The following is a 14,947-nucleotide window of genomic DNA, read 5'->3' as shown; positions in this document are numbered from 1 at the left end:
CGAGTTCGGACAAGTCCAGGTAATTTTGAGCAATGCTTGTCCGAATAGCCGTCCAGTTCGGACAAGCATAGTTGATTTTCAGCAAACTTTGTCCGAATAATGCTCGAGTTCGGACAAGCCCAGGTGATTTTGAGCAAGCCTTGTCCGAATAGCCGTCGAATTCGGACATGCCTAGTTGATTTTCAGCAAACTCTGTCCGAATAATGCTCGAGTTCGGACAAGCCCAGTCGATTTACAGCAATCCAAGTCTGAATAGCCCTCAAGTTCGGACAAGCCCAGCTGATTTTAAGCAATCCCAGTCCGAATAGCCTTCAAGTTCGGACAAGTCCAGGTGATTTTGAGCAATCCTAGTCCGAACAGTGCTCGAGTTCGTACAAGCCCAGTCGATTTACAGCAATCCTAGTCTGAATAGCCCTCAAGTTCGGACAAACCCAGATGATTTTAAGCAATCCTTGTCCGAATAGCCGTCGAATTCGGACAAGCATAGTTGATTTTCAGCAAACTTTGTCCGAATAATGCTCGAGTTCGGACAAGCCCAGTCGATTTTCAGTAAGCCCTATCCGAATAAAACCATCATTTATCCAAAAAAATTCACATTATAGGTAGTTCTTCTGTCAAATTCATATCACAGCAAAATTCATCTACCGCACATTAAATAATTCCATCCTTTCAAATTTAAACAACGAAAAAATGCACATCACCCCTTGCTAAAACAATAAAAAAACACATGATATTTCATATAAGAAATATCGTGTGTTTCTCTTTTTCCATTTAAATAAAGTAACCCGTTATTATAAAAAACGAAATTTAGTTTTAGGATTTTATTAGAATGCTGCTGTCCAGCCGCCGTCAGCGGTAATAACAGTGCCATTTACGAAGCTTGAATCATCAGAAGCTAAGAAAAGCGCGACTTGTGCGATTTCTTCAGGCTGTCCGATTCTTGGCATTACTCCCTGTACTGCTTTCGTACGCTCCATACCGAATTGATTAAAGTTCTGCATCGAAGAAGCGATATTCGTTGCTACACCGCCGGGGGCAATGGCATTACAGCGGATGCCTTTATTTGCATACATATAACCGGTATTTTTCGTAAGACCAATGACTGCATGCTTGGATGCTCCATATGTTGCACCTGCATGAGCTCCATTTAATCCACCAGTTGAAGCGGTATTAATGATCACTCCACTTTCTTTTTCTAAGAAGATGGGAAGTGCTTTGCGCATCGCTCTCATAACGCCTTTAGTATTAATATCAAAAATTAAATCCCAGCGTTCATCAAGAATATCAGCAACTGGTTCAAAACCATCCATTATCCCCGCGTTATTTACTAAAATATCCAATGTTCCGTACTCGCTAACAGTTGTATCAATCATATGATCAATGTCCACTTGTTTTGCCACATTGACTTGAACTGCCTTGGCAGTTCCGCCTTTTTCTGTAATCCATTTAACGACTGCTTTAGCACCTTCCAGATTAAGGTCGGAAACGATTACTTTTGCCCCTTCACTCGCATATAATTCTGCGATGGCTTTCCCCATACCTGAAGCTGCGCCTGTTACGATTGCTACTTTGTCTTTTAATTTCATCCCATATCCCTCCACTAGTATAAAAGAATATATATTGAACACCTGTACAATAAAAATTATACTAGAGAAGGTAATGCAGTACAATCGACAGAAAATCTGAGTAATGTTGAGTAATAGACGTTTATTTCAATTAGTGTTCAATATGGGGTGAAAAAAATTGAAGCAGGACCTTCGAATAATTAAGACTAAGGATAGTTTACGCCATGCGTTATTGGCATTATTGAAACAGAAGCCATTAGAAACGATCACAATCGCTGAATTGTGCCGGGAAGCTACGATTAACCGCGGAACGTTTTATTTGCACTATAAAGAGGTCCATGAAGTGTTTCGTGAATACTTAGAGGTTATTGTCGAGGATTTAAAGCAATCGTACGAAGAACCTTATTATAAAACGAATTATCATATCCAGAATCTTGAAGCAGATATGATTAAAATATTTCATCATGTGAAGAAATATAAAGATTTTTATCAAATAATATTTGATGAGCGCATTCCGATGATGTATTATTATCTTCTATTTGATACGGTCCGTTCATTTATGAAGGAATCGATAGAAAAACATTTCGAATTAGATCACAGCATCCAGCTAGATTATCTCATTAGTTATCAGACCAACGCGATCCTTGGCATCTTAATTGAATGGCACCGTCATGGATACGAAACATCGATCCATGAGCTGAATCAGCACCTTATCACCATCTTGTCGATCAATAGCCCCGTCCGTAAAATGCAGTAAACCACTTTTATATATTGGAGGATCATATGGAGTTTATTAGTGAATGGCTGTCAGAATATGATTTGAATCCTACGGTAGTTAAGTATCTTTCAACTATTATTATGATTCTTTTTATCGCGATTATCTGTATTGCCGCGAATTTTATCACAAAAAAGATCGTCATTAGAATCATCACTCATATCGTGAATAATAACAAGTACCAATGGGACAATATCCTTTTGGATCGAAAGGTTTTTCATAAATTATCCCATATTGTTCCAGCGATGATTATTTACTACTTTTCTTCTACCTTTCAGTACTTTCAGCATTTGATAGAAAAGGGTGCAATTACGTATTTAATCATTGTGGGACTAATGATTATGAATAGCTTATTAAATGCGATTACTGATATTTATCAAACCTATGAAATATCTAAGACAAGACCGATAAAGGGATATATTCAGGTCGTTAAAATTATCGTTATAACACTTGGCGTGATTGTGATAATTGCAAACATGATGGGGGAAAGTCCGATTATCCTTTTAAGCGGGATTGGGGCTCTCTCAGCTGTACTCATGCTAGTTTTTAAAGATTCGTTATTAGGTCTTGTTGCTGGGATCCAGCTGTCATCTAATGATATGGTACGGGTTGGGGACTGGATTCAAATGCCGAAATATGGAGCAGATGGCGATGTGATTGATATTTCCTTAAATACCGTACAGGTGCAAAATTGGGATAAGACGATTACAATGATTCCAAGCTATGCTTTAATCTCTGATTCTTTTATCAATTGGAGAGGGATGCAAACCTCTGGTGGACGCAGAATTAAGCGCTCTTTATTTATCGATAAAAATAGTATTGCATTTTGTACTGACGAGATGATTGAAAAGTTTAAAAGCATCCACTATCTTTCGGACTATATGATCAATAGAGAACATGAAATTGTTGAGCACAATACGAAGCACGGAATTAACCGAAGCAATCCAGTGAATGGAAGGGCTCTTACGAATATAGGTGTTTTTCGCGTGTATATTAACCATTACCTGCAAAAACATCCCGGAATCAATCAAGACATGACTTTAATGGTTAGACAGCTTGCTCCAACAGAACACGGGTTGCCATTAGAAATATATGCTTTTTCAAATGATGTCAGATGGGCAATATACGAATCCGTTCAGGCTGATATCTTCGATCATCTCTTTGCAGTCGCACCAGAATTTGGGCTTCGCTTATTCCAGAATCCATCTGGGAATGATTTAAGAACAATGATGGATGAACCAAGACGGGATGGAGAAAGAGCACATTGAAAAAATGATTTAAAAATCGTAAAAACACTCATGGATCTTGTATTTATGAGTGTTCTTTTTGTTTGTGAAGATCAGAAATGTTCATGAAAAATATGAAATCCCTACTTGGTATTAAAGTTGGTAAAATATCAAGTATTACTATTTTTTTGTCTGAACAGTATAATCAGGAATGGGAGATGAGACAGATGAATAAAAAAGACATTGCAAACGTCCGAAAACAATTTAAATTAAACAATCGATATATGAATATCCGAGAAATATTTAATGTGTATATAAAGAAAGAATCAGGTGAGATTTACCATCAAGTCAGCCAGCCGTTTCAAATGCTGGAGCAGGAAGCACAGGAATTATTTTTAACCAACTTTAAAAAGGTTTTGACAGGAAGTCTTGATGCGAAGCTGTTTGAATTGAAATTTAGAAGAGATGTGGAAGATAGCACGCAAATGATTCTCTACAATGGATTGCGGGCAGATTCGGAAGATTGGATGGAGAGCATGCTGAGAATCGTGCAGAAAATGTTTGCTCATGCCGTTTATGAATTCGATACAGTGGTTACCTTTATACGGGGAGAATATCAAAAGGCAACCAGAAAACGCGACCTGGAATCTGAAGAAGGCGGAGACGATGAGGTATATTCCAATGAATTTACCCTCTGCACGCTCAATAAAACCGATCAGCCGAAAAAAGCGCTGCTATTTGATTATATCGAGAAGGAATTCAAATCAAATAACGCAGTCGACCCGATTATCAATTTAACTGCTCCGTTAACAGGCTTTATGTTTCCGGCCTTTAATGATAATGCGGCTGACGTCAATCATATTCTCTATTATGGAGGAAAAGCGAATCAGCCAGATACGATGTTTATCGAAGAAGTCCTCCATTGTGAAGACATTATTACGGCAATAGAAGAGAAGGATAGCTTTGAACAAATTGTAAAACTGGTAGCAGGGGAAGAAGTCGCTACCAATGTCATTTCTAATGTGTATGAAGAGATTGATAAGATGGTACAGGAGAGTATAGAAAATGAAGAAAGTGAACCTCCTAAACTCGATTCTCGGGACATTGAACGCATCTTAGAGGTAAGTGGTGTGGAAGATGTCGATACCGCCAAAGTTGAACATGCATTCAAAAGTGTTGTTTATGATGTCAATCATGAAATCAAAGCGAGCAGTGTCATCCCGAAATCAATTAAGATCAACACAAAGATTGCCGACGTATCCATCCACCCGAAAGAACTGAAAAATGTAAAATACATTACCTATGAAGGAAAAAGATGTCTGCTATTAGAAGTGGATGAAGATGTTGTCGTTGAAGGCTTCCGCTTGCCCAACATGTCTAATCATCAATAAAATGGAAAAAGAGATAGCCATTCACTGAAATGGCTATCTCCTTTTCTTGTATCAGTCTGATTTAAAGAACAAATCTAGTAATAACCCCCGCATTGAAATGACCCAGACCGATATTAGCTTGCCGATGCTAATGATTGTTTTTACGAAACCAATTTTTCCTTTTATCGGTAAAAACGGGCTCTAACTTTAGTTTGTGTGACTGGTTATTCCAATAAATGTAACATCTGGTCTTTATTAATCATATATAACCTTGAAATTTCTAATAAATGTAATATTTGGTCTCTAAAAATCATATATGAACCCGATTTTTCCAATAAATGTTACATTTGATCTCTATTAATCATATAGGAACCCGATTTTTCCAATAAATGTAACATCTGATCACTATTAATCATATATGAACCCGTTTATTCCAATAAATGTAATATCCAATCTCTATTAATTATATACGAACCCGAAATTACCAACAATTGTAACATCCGGTCCCTATAAGTTTTCAATAAATATTTTAATGATTTTTCACCTGATTGTATGTTAAAATGCCAAGGTTATATATTAAAGAAAGGAAACGGAATAAATGAATAAACAAACAACTCAGACGAAGTTACTGAAGGAATACATTTTTATTGTTATTGGTTCGATTTTAGTTGGTTTATCTTATAATATATTTCTATTGCCAGCGAGACTTGCGGCGGGTGGTGTGTCAGGAATTAGTACAATTCTGTATGAGCTTTATCAGTTTAATCCCGCTTACGTTCAATGGTTGATTAATATTCCGCTGTTTTTTGCTGGACTCATCCTCCTTGGGAAGGATTTTAGCATTAAAACATTAGTAGGGACCTTTTTTGTTCCGTTTACGATATGGGTTAGTGCCGATATTCCTTTTACCATTGATAATCCGCTTCTAGCTGCGATTTATGGAGGAATCCTCTTAGGGGTTGGACTTGGAATTGTTTATCGTGGAAAAGGCTCTACTGGAGGCCTGGCAACGGTCGCACAGATTGTTAAAAAGTATACGGGATTCTCCAGCGGCTATTCCCAATTAATTGTTGATGGATTTGTTGTCGTAGCCTCTGCATTGGTGTTTAATTTAGAATTAGCTTTATATGCGATGATGGCGATTTATGTGACTAGCAAAGTGATTGACTTTGTGCAGCTGCAAACCTCTCCGTCAAAGCTTGTGCTTATTATTACTGAGCAGGAAGAGCAGATCCAAACGATTATTAAAGATGAAATTGATCGGGGACTAACGAAGGTACGCTCGATCGGAGGCTTCTCCAACAAGGAAAAAACACTGATCCTTTGTGTGGTTGAGCAGGAGGAAGCGATTTATTTAAAAAAGGTGCTGCAGGAGCAAGAGCCTACCTCATTTGTTGTCTTTCTTAACGCTTCCGAAATTCTTGGACGAGGGTTTTCCTTATCAAAAAGTAATGGGTAATTTCGAGTATAAAAAAGCTGACACTCATTGTGTCAGCTTTTATCATGTTATGAAACTCTTTCTCTCGCAACAGTCTCCAATTCCTTCTCCGGCAAACTCAAAGCAACAACTGCTGCGACAATAAGCGCCCCGCCAATCAGCTGGTAGCCGCCAAATGATTCGTTTAGCCAAGTGATAGAAACGATAACGGCAACAAGCGGCTCGATGCTTGATAGAAGGCTTGTCTCCATAGGACTTAAATGCTTTAAACTCCCGATATAAAGTACAAATGAAAGAGTTCCACTGAGTATGGCCAGAAATAGCATAGTGGAGGTTTCGAATGTTAGTGTATTGGCAATGGCCTGGAAGCTAAATGGCCGATTAAATAAAAGTAAAGCAATGCCCGCAAGCAGCATCCCCCAGCCAACAATGAGTGGCGATCCCCATTTTTTTATTAATGAAGCAGGCTGAAGCGTATAAAAAGTGAATCCAATCGCAGTCAGTAAGCCAAAGATGACGGCGATCTTTGTTAGAATAATATTTTCGATCGATCCGTTTGTAATAAGAAAAAAGATTCCTGAAAGCGCAATAATGATTGAGATCAATTGAATTAAAGATGGGAGCTTCTTATATTGGACAGCAACGTAGACGGTAATCAGCACTGGACCAAGAAATTGAAACAAGGTAGCAGTAACCGCATTGCTTATTCTTACTGTTTCAATAAAGGCATATTGCGCGCCTAACATCCCGATGATTGCGAAAATGACTAACTGTATCCATTGGTGTGGTTCCTTCCAAATAGCGAAAATGCTTTGTTTTCTAATAGATAAAACAGCTAATATGAGGATTCCTGCTAGCAGAAGTCTAATAATTAAAAAGTCTATAGATGTAATCGTTGTTTGCTGAAAAAGCCATTGAATGATCGGACCAGAAATTCCCCATAATGCTGCTCCAATTATGATCATTATTAATCCAAGACGGCGTGATGTTTTCATGATGCCTACCTCCTAAATACTCGATTGCATGAATGTTATGATTGAAAATGCTAAGCATAGAGGTATTATATAGAATAACTGATACTACATTAAGGATCAGATTTTAAAAGTTAGAAGGGGTCAGTTTTGATGCTAGAGATCACACCAAAGCTTGATAATCAAAGTGAGAAGCCGTTATATGTTCAGCTTTACGATTATATAAAACAAGAAATTAAAATGGGCAACTTAACTCCGGATATAAAGCTTCCATCAAAAAGAAGACTTGCCGCACATTTATCGCTAAGTCAGAACACAATTGAAGCCGCCTATGAGCAGCTAATAGCTGAGGGTTATTTACTATCCATTCCGCGGAAGGGCTACTATGTATGCGAGCTGGATCAGAATTTAGCGGATAGCAATGGTCAGCAGTCAGCCAATTTTATAAAGGAAAAACCATATCAAGATCCAAAATTTTTATATGATTTTACCCAAATTGGTGTAGATGCACGTTCTTTCCCATTTGGAGTATTTCGCAAATTAACGAATGATATATTGCGCTCGGAGAACGACCGTTTGTTAAAGCTTGGCCATCCACAGGGTGACTATGATTTTCGGAAAGCCATTGCAAAGTATCTGTATGAATCACGCGGGGTTTGCTGTTCGCCAAGTCAAATGATTATCGGCGCGGGTACACAATATTTAATTCGCTTGTTGTTTCAGCTGCTTCAAGAGGGAATATTTGCTGTTGAAGATCCTGGCTATCACCGCAGACATGTCGCTTTTGAAAAATGGGAACGGGTGAAGATGATTCCATTAGACCAAGAGGGGATGATGGTTTCACGTCTTGAAGAAAGTGGAGCGAATATAGCGTTTGTTACACCATCACATCAATTTCCATGCGGAATGATTATGCCGATCTCAAGAAGGATGCAGCTGTTGCATTGGGCCAATATGGGAGAGGGCCGATACATTATTGAAGACGATTATGATAGTGAATTTCGCTATTCTGGTAAGCCTATTCCTGCTTTACAAGGCTTGGATACGAATGAAAAAGTGGTTTATATGGGCACCTTTTCAAAGGCATTACTGCCATCCCTTCGAGTAAGCTATATGGTTCTCCCCAAACCGCTTATTGAAATATATCAAAATGAATATTTTTTCTATGCACAAACAGTATCGCGAATGGATCAAGATCTTCTTAGAAGGTTTTTAGAAGAGGGGCATTGGGAGAAGCAAATAAGCAAAATGAGAGTGATCTATCATAAAAAGAGAGATATTCTTGTGACAGAAATTATGAAACAGTTTCCTGATTCAGCTGAGATTATTGGCCAGGACTCCGGTCTGCATGTGTTAGTACGTGTCAATAATGGCATGACAGAGCAAGAACTAATCGACCAAGCAGGCCGCTTTCATAGTAAGGTTTATCCACTATTCGCCTATGGAAGCCATGATAATAAAACCGTTTTACTTGGTTATGCGTCTTTATCGGAAGCAGAAATACATGATGCAGTTAAAATGCTGGCGGAGGCTTGGTTTTAATTGATAGCATAGACTAAAAAAGGTTCTAGAATGATCATCCTAGAACCTTTTCCGAATTAAATTAAACCTACACAATCCTCCTCCGAATATACCCAGACAATAAATCAATTAACGTTACCATGACAATAATCCCTAGAAGAATAATCCCCACCCGGTCCCAATCTCGCGAGCTTAAGGCGAAAATGAGCGGGGTGCCGATTCCGCCTGCTCCAATAATGCCAAGGATAGCGGCAGAACGTACGTTGATTTCGAAGCGGTATAGCGTATAGGATAAGAAGCCAGGCATGACTTGCGGCAGGATGGCAAACCAGATGATTTGCAATCGGGTGGCACCAGTAGCCGTCAATGCTTCTGCAGGTCCAGGATCAATGCTTTCGATCTCTTCTGCGAATAATTTGCCAAGCATGCCGATGGAATGTAATCCAAGAGCAAGCACGCCTGCGAAGGACCCTGGACCAACCGCTTTAATAAACAGAATGGCCATGACAATTTCAGGAAAGGTGCGAACAAAGCTTAGCATGAATTTTCCTGTATTTGTTGCTGTTTTTCTGCTGCTCATATTCGCTGCTGCCCAGAAAGCAAATGGAATACATAGAAAAGCAGAAATGAACGTGCCTAAGATGGCGATGGCTAATGTATCAAGGAGACCGCGCAGCAAGTCCTCTCCATCAGGTAAGTATACATAATCCCAATCTGGATTAAATATGCCGGCAAAAATGGCTTTGGAAATCTGACCGGCTGTTTCTTTTACACCCGCAATCGGCATGCCAGAAAATGCCCATATGTATAGAAGGAGTAAGGCAATAACAATAATGAAATGCTGGATTCTATTTTTTCTTGGTTTGAATGGGGTGATCACGGCTTTATTCATAGTAATTTCTCCCGCAGCTTCGTGCTAATATAGTCGATGAGCAGAACAACGACCAGGGTAAATAGAATAATCGAGCTTGTTTTATCATATTCAAAAAATCCGAGCGTGCGATCATAATACAACCCAATCCCGCCTGCACCGACTAAACCCAAAACAGCTGCGGCCCGGATATTCACTTCAAAGGTATAAAGAACATATGAAATATAATGCGGCAGGACCTGCGGAATCACTCCGTAAAAGATCCATTGGATTTTATTTGCCCCAACAGCTGTCATGGCCTCTAAGGGACCAGTATCAATTGACTCAATGGCTTCATAAGTTAACTTCGCCACCAATCCGATTGAAAAAATCGTTAAAGCAAGTATGCCCGGCAGTGTTCCTAAACCAAAGATGGATACAAAAATGGCAGCTAAAAGCAAGTCGGGCACAGTCCGTATAATGTTTAAAATAAATCTTGCTGGATAGTAAAAGAAATAATTCTTAACAATATTATTTGCAGAAAACAAGGCAATCGGGATGGCGATAATGGCACCAAAGGTTGTTCCTAACAGGGCCATTCGAATCGTTTCGAGCATGGCTGGGAGGATTTTTTCAAAATAAAGCCAGTTTGGCGGAATCATTTGTTTCAAAAGCTCCAGCATATTTGGAAACCCAACAACGAGATCAGAAATAGATGCATTGGTTTTCATAGCACTGGCAAAAAAAAGCAGCAGCAGAATGAAAACGGTTAAATAGGTTTTAAGCTTACTAGGCGGTTCAGGATAGTTCCTTTTTTCTAAGGGAAGATTCATCATGCTTCTGCTCCTAGCAGTTCTTTCTCATGGATTGGCCGTCCGTAGATTTCTGCGAACCTCTCGTCTGTTGCCGCTGAGACCGATCCGTCAAAGACCACTTCTCCAGCACGCAAGCCAATAATCCTTGTTGCATATTCCCTTGCCAAATCTATAAAGTGAAGATTAACAATCGTTGTAATCCCTAGATCTTGGTTAATTCTTTTTAGATCGTCCATTACTTGCTTCGTCGTTAACGGATCTAATGAAGCAACAGGTTCATCTGCCAGAATGATTTTTGCCTCCTGGGCTAGTGCACGGGCAATGGAGACGCGCTGCTGCTGCCCGCCTGAAAGCTCTGTTGCCCGTGAGTAGGCTTTTTCAAGAATATTCACGCGATCTAGAGCTTGGAAAGCAGAGTGGACATCCTGTTTAGGAAACAATCCAAGAAGTGTCCGCCAGGTTGGAAGATAACCGACACGGCCAGACAGCACATTCCTCAAAACGGTCGAGCGTTTAACTAAATTAAAGGTTTGAAAAATCATGCCAATGTCTCGCCGGATTCTTCTTAAACTTATTCCTTTTGCCATTGTAATCGATTGTCCGTCGATGAGAATTTCCCCATCAGTCACTTCAATTAAGCGGTTGATTGACCGCAATAATGTGGACTTCCCGGCACCAGATAAGCCGACAATGACGACAAACTCCCCTTCATGAATGGTTAAGTTAATATCATTTAATCCTTTTACTCCATTTGGGTAGATCTTGGAGACGTTTTGAAATTCAATCACTATGATTCCACCTTCAATTGTTTTGATAAAAAAAGCCAAACCAGTTCATGATGGAAACTGGCTGGCGTTTCTGCAATTCGGTTACTCTGTTTTCACTTTTTCTGCGTAGTCCCGGACAATTTCGAACATTTTATCTTCAGAAGGGGTGTAGCCTTCATGAGAATAGATATCCTTAATGATTTCGTGTCCCTTTTCATCCTTGCCAATGGCAATAAAGGCATCCTGGATTTTTTTCGTCCATTCATCAGACATGTCTGGACGAATAGCAATTGTGTCATTTGGGATCGGTTCGGTGAAATGCAGGACCTTTGTGTCTTCAAAAACAGTTGGATAGTCGCCTTTTACAACATTTCGTGCATCTTGGAAAATAACAGCTACATCAACATCTCCATTTAAGAGGGCAATAACGGCTTGATCATGTCCTTTTACTGTAATTCCTTCTACATCAGTAAGCGGATCAATATTGGCATCCATTAATGCTGCTGCCGGCCAAACATACCCTGCAGATGAAGTCACATCCTGGAAAGCGATTTTTTTGCCTTTTAAATCTTCAATACTATCAATATCGGAATCTGCGTTAACAATAAACATCGATTTGTAGAAATCTACTAGCTTATCATTGGGTGCTCCTGTTTCATCGTTTACACCATAGCGCTGTGCCTGAAGGATTACGTTAGCAGCCCCTTTTTCATGGGCTTGGACATACGCAGTCGGAGGCAGGAAACCGATATCTACTTTTTTTGATGCCATTGCTTCAACGATCGTATTATAGTTTGTTGACACACTAACCGTAACAGGGATTCCTAGCTGTTCCTTTAGCAGCCCCTCTAATGGTTTTGCCTTTGCTTCTAAAGTGTCAGCGTTTTGTGATGGGACGAATTGAACCGTTAAGCTTTCAGGTTCATACTCTCCTCCAGAAGCTTCGCTTGATCCGCATCCACTTAAAATACTTGCTGCCAAAACAAAAGATAGGCCCATTCCAGCAAACCTCTTAAACATCGTGTTACCTCCATATTGGGAAAGTTATTTTCATTACGAGTTGAATTATAGCAAAGCAATATGGTTTTTTTTGTAAAGTAGTTGTTAATTATTGTAAAGGGATTGTTATGTTTAATCGGATGAACATTTACAACTATTGATAGAGTATATAATTAAGGGGACGATTAGCTAAAGGTTGAAAGGGGATAAGATGATGCTTGAAAATAAGCAATGTCAAATGGTTATTTTAGAAACAAGTGATCTTCATGGGCATGTATTCCCGCATAATTACCGGAACAATCGGGAGGATTCTATCGGGCTAGCAAAGCTTGCCACAATGATTCGCAGAGAACGGGAAAGGTATGATTATTCGGTCCTCATTGATAATGGAGACCTCATCCAAGGAACCCCTCTGACCTATTTTTACGCAAAGGTTAGGCAAGAGGGAATCCATCCAATGGTGAACATCTTAAATGCTTTAAACTATGATTGTGCCGTGATTGGCAATCATGAATTTAATTTTGGAATAGAGTTATTGCAGGCTGCAATAAAGGATTCTAATTTTCCGTGGCTATCTGCAAATACGATCCAAATTGGGTCAAACAATTGCGCTTTTGGAAGGCCATATGTTGTTAAAGAGTATGATAATGGTCTTCGTGTCGTTATCTTAGGGATAACAACACATTACATCCCAAATTGGGAAAATCCGAAGCATATTGCAGACCTTCAGTTTGAGAATGCATTCATGAGTACAAAAAAATGGGTGAAATTTATTCAAAAGTATGAGACATATGATTTGTTAATTGTTTCTTATCATGGGGGTTTTGAACGGGAGCCCTCTACTGGTGAAGAATCGGAAGTCATAACAGGAGAAAATCAAGCCTATGCGATTTGCAAGGAAATAGCGGGAATTGATATATTGCTCACTGGTCATCAACATCGGATGATTGCAGATACTGTAAATGGGGTGACGATTGTTCAGCCAGGATGTAATGGGCAGGCAATCGGGAAAGTGGAGATTACTTTTGAAAAGGTTCGCAGCCAATGGGTTATTCGCCATAAAGCTGTGGAGCTTCTACCCATTGATGAAGCTGTTGAAGCGGATTTAAAAACGATGAAAATGACCGAGGAGATGGAACGCGGGACACAGGCCTGGTTAGATCAGCCGATAGGGAGGGTGATTGGCGATTTGACCATTCAAGATGCGTTTGCCGTCCGTTTAGGCGCTCATCCAATGATCAAATTTTTTAATCAAGTGCAAATGGATGCATCTGGAGCAAGAATCTCAGCTACTGCCCTTTTTGATAATGGTTCCGAAGGGTTTAACGAAGAAGTAACAATGAGGGATATAGTCTCCAATTATATTTATCCTAATACATTAAAGGTAATCTGTATCACTGGCTATGAGATGAAGGCCGCACTTGAGAAGTGTGCTTGTTATTTTATGATCGACAGTACGAGGGAAATCGAGGTAAATCCAGCCTATTTGGAGCCGAAGCCACAGCATTATAACTATGATATGTGGGAGGGGATTGAATATGAGCTGGATATAAGGCGACCTGTAGGGGAGCGAGTGACGAAGCTCATGATTTCAGGTGAACCCATTGAAATGGTAGGGGAGTATGAGGTCGTCATGAACAATTATCGTGCGAGTGGCGGCGGCGACTTTCACATGTTTCAAAATAAGCCAGTAATAAAAGAAATCCAAACAGATATGACAGAACTCATTGCCGATTATTTTTTGAAAAGAAAAATGGTCTATGCTGATAACGATAAAAACTGGCAGGTTATTTGGTAGGGGTATGCAGATTTACCTTGTATACCCCATTCCACTACCATCGTTTATTTAATTTCATTTGCAAACCGAATGGCTTTGCTCATAACGGTTGGTACAACAGATGCATGATTTTCTTCAGGAGCCACATATAAATCACAGTCCACAAATAAGTGCTGTGTTTCTCGTAATTGTTCAAGTATTTTCCTTGCATCTTCAACCATAAAGCCCTCAAGCTCACCTACTGACATAAACAGACGCCTTTTCTTGTCTTCTTTTGCCTGATGGGAGAACCAGTCTTTAAAGCCAAGCATTTCATGATTGTTCCACCAAATGGAGGGACTTACAGCAAGATAGGTTTGAAAAGTATTTGGTGCTGTAAACAATGTCCATAAGGTAAAAAGTCCACTGAGTGAATGTCCGAATAAAGCTTGTTTTTCTTTATTAATGGAATAGCGGCTTTCAATTTCGGGCTTCAATTCTTCTTGTATAAATTCTAAAAATCTTCCAGCACCGCCATGATCGCCTAAATCCTTGCCATTTAACCGATCTGGATATGTATAGGATTCCGCGGGAGCAGTAAAATCAAGAAAGCGGCGTTTGGAGGCATCTTTGTCTTCTCCTGAATGCCCGATTCCAACAATGATCGCTTCATTGACTAAGGTCTTACGTGCATTCTTAGATTGCAAACGGACAACATCTCTAGCGAACTGAAAATAAGAATTGCCATCAAGAATATAGATAATCGGATACCCATCCTCATTGGGAGGGGAGGGAGGGAAAGCAACTTTAATGTTGTATGAATAACCCGTCTTTTGGGAATGGAGAACCCATCCCTCTGTATTGTCTAATACCACTTTTTGTGTTGTGTCCATA

Annotated in this window: 13 protein-coding genes; 6 read left to right on the top strand and 7 right to left on the bottom strand. The window is 39.6% G+C overall.

Going from position 1 to position 14,947, the window contains the following annotated elements; all coding sequences use genetic code 11:
• Positions 1-824: 824 nt before the first annotated feature.
• On the bottom strand, positions 825-1,586 hold the full coding sequence (locus FI644_RS01735; protein ID WP_142107925.1) for an SDR family oxidoreductase: 762 nt from the start codon (positions 1,584-1,586) through the stop codon (positions 825-827).
• Positions 1,587-1,743: 157 nt separating this feature from the next.
• On the opposite strand from FI644_RS01735, the gene FI644_RS01730 reads away from it, so the two are divergent.
• From FI644_RS01730 to FI644_RS01715, 4 genes are all read left to right on the top strand, one after another.
• Positions 1,744-2,322 (top strand): TetR/AcrR family transcriptional regulator, encoded by a 579-nt coding sequence (locus tag FI644_RS01730; protein WP_142107924.1) that lies wholly within the window; start codon positions 1,744-1,746, stop codon positions 2,320-2,322.
• A 26-nt stretch (positions 2,323-2,348) separates the two neighbouring features.
• Positions 2,349-3,608 carry a mechanosensitive ion channel family protein gene (locus tag FI644_RS01725; RefSeq protein WP_142107923.1) on the top strand — a complete coding sequence of 420 codons (1,260 nt, stop codon included), beginning with the start codon at positions 2,349-2,351 and terminating at the stop codon, positions 3,606-3,608.
• A gap of 185 nt (positions 3,609-3,793) precedes the next feature.
• Positions 3,794-4,957, top strand: a complete 1,164-nt coding sequence (locus tag FI644_RS01720; protein ID WP_142107922.1) for a DUF4317 domain-containing protein — start codon at positions 3,794-3,796, stop codon at positions 4,955-4,957.
• Positions 4,958-5,534: 577 nt separating this feature from the next.
• On the top strand, positions 5,535-6,395 hold the full coding sequence (locus FI644_RS01715; RefSeq protein WP_142107921.1) for a YitT family protein: 861 nt from the start codon (positions 5,535-5,537) through the stop codon (positions 6,393-6,395).
• Between the two features lie 47 nt (positions 6,396-6,442).
• Here FI644_RS01715 and FI644_RS01710 read toward each other — a convergent pair whose 3' ends face one another.
• Positions 6,443-7,369: a DMT family transporter gene (locus FI644_RS01710; protein ID WP_056683340.1), complete on the bottom strand. Its 927-nt coding sequence runs from the start codon at positions 7,367-7,369 to the stop codon at positions 6,443-6,445.
• Between the two features lie 129 nt (positions 7,370-7,498).
• Here FI644_RS01710 and pdxR point away from each other — a divergent pair, with 129 nt between their 5' ends.
• Positions 7,499-8,887, top strand: coding sequence for a MocR-like pyridoxine biosynthesis transcription factor PdxR (gene pdxR, locus FI644_RS01705; RefSeq protein WP_142107920.1), 1,389 nt, complete (start codon positions 7,499-7,501; stop codon positions 8,885-8,887).
• Between the two features lie 67 nt (positions 8,888-8,954).
• Here the strand turns inward: pdxR and phnE (FI644_RS01700) are convergent, their stop codons facing one another.
• From phnE (FI644_RS01700) to FI644_RS01685, 4 genes are all read right to left on the bottom strand, one after another.
• Complete coding sequence (gene phnE / locus FI644_RS01700; protein ID WP_142107919.1) at positions 8,955-9,758, bottom strand: phosphonate ABC transporter, permease protein PhnE; 804 nt, start codon at positions 9,756-9,758, stop codon at positions 8,955-8,957.
• Positions 9,755-10,552: a phosphonate ABC transporter, permease protein PhnE gene (gene phnE, locus FI644_RS01695; RefSeq protein WP_056683347.1), complete on the bottom strand. Its 798-nt coding sequence runs from the start codon at positions 10,550-10,552 to the stop codon at positions 9,755-9,757. Before phnE (FI644_RS01695) ends, phnE (FI644_RS01700) begins: the two co-directional genes overlap by 4 nt.
• Positions 10,549-11,319, bottom strand: coding sequence for a phosphonate ABC transporter ATP-binding protein (gene phnC, locus FI644_RS01690; protein WP_142107918.1), 771 nt, complete (start codon positions 11,317-11,319; stop codon positions 10,549-10,551). Before phnC ends, phnE (FI644_RS01695) begins: the two co-directional genes overlap by 4 nt.
• An 81-nt stretch (positions 11,320-11,400) precedes the next feature.
• Positions 11,401-12,318 carry a phosphate/phosphite/phosphonate ABC transporter substrate-binding protein gene (locus FI644_RS01685; RefSeq protein ID WP_142107917.1) on the bottom strand — a complete coding sequence of 306 codons (918 nt, stop codon included), beginning with the start codon at positions 12,316-12,318 and terminating at the stop codon, positions 11,401-11,403.
• A gap of 193 nt (positions 12,319-12,511) precedes the next feature.
• On the opposite strand from FI644_RS01685, the gene FI644_RS01680 reads away from it, so the two are divergent.
• Positions 12,512-14,095, top strand: coding sequence for a bifunctional metallophosphatase/5'-nucleotidase (locus tag FI644_RS01680; protein WP_142107916.1), 1,584 nt, complete (start codon positions 12,512-12,514; stop codon positions 14,093-14,095).
• A 44-nt stretch (positions 14,096-14,139) separates the two neighbouring features.
• Here the strand turns inward: FI644_RS01680 and FI644_RS01675 are convergent, their stop codons facing one another.
• Entirely contained in the window at positions 14,140-14,946 is an 807-nt protein-coding gene (locus FI644_RS01675; protein ID WP_142107915.1) for an alpha/beta hydrolase, read from the bottom strand.
• Position 14,947 lies beyond the last annotated feature (1 nt).

The sequence above is a fragment of the Cytobacillus solani genome, from assembly GCF_006704205.1.
Lineage (GTDB): Bacteria > Bacillota > Bacilli > Bacillales > Cytobacillaceae > Cytobacillus > Cytobacillus solani.
The sequence above is the reverse complement of the archived record's forward strand: the minus strand, read 5'-3'. Positions and strand labels throughout refer to the sequence as shown.

Bases quoted from the DNA above. Each gene is read 5' to 3' on its own strand.
- FI644_RS01735 (WP_142107925.1), bottom strand. From the start codon at position 1,586: ATGAAATTAAAAGACAAAGTAGCAATCGTAACAGGCGCAGCTTCAGGT.
- FI644_RS01725 (WP_142107923.1), top strand. From the start codon at position 2,349: ATGGAGTTTATTAGTGAATGGCTGTCAGAATATGATTTGAATCCTACG.
- FI644_RS01720 (WP_142107922.1), top strand. From the start codon at position 3,794: ATGAATAAAAAAGACATTGCAAACGTCCGAAAACAATTTAAATTAAAC.
- FI644_RS01715 (WP_142107921.1), top strand. From the start codon at position 5,535: ATGAATAAACAAACAACTCAGACGAAGTTACTGAAGGAATACATTTTT.
- FI644_RS01710 (WP_056683340.1), bottom strand. From the start codon at position 7,369: ATGAAAACATCACGCCGTCTTGGATTAATAATGATCATAATTGGAGCA.
- pdxR (WP_142107920.1), top strand. From the start codon at position 7,499: ATGCTAGAGATCACACCAAAGCTTGATAATCAAAGTGAGAAGCCGTTA.
- phnE (WP_142107919.1), bottom strand. From the start codon at position 9,758: ATGAATAAAGCCGTGATCACCCCATTCAAACCAAGAAAAAATAGAATC.
- phnE (WP_056683347.1), bottom strand. From the start codon at position 10,552: ATGATGAATCTTCCCTTAGAAAAAAGGAACTATCCTGAACCGCCTAGT.
- FI644_RS01685 (WP_142107917.1), bottom strand. From the start codon at position 12,318: ATGTTTAAGAGGTTTGCTGGAATGGGCCTATCTTTTGTTTTGGCAGCA.
- FI644_RS01680 (WP_142107916.1), top strand. From the start codon at position 12,512: ATGCTTGAAAATAAGCAATGTCAAATGGTTATTTTAGAAACAAGTGAT.
- FI644_RS01675 (WP_142107915.1), bottom strand. From the start codon at position 14,946: ATGGACACAACACAAAAAGTGGTATTAGACAATACAGAGGGATGGGTT.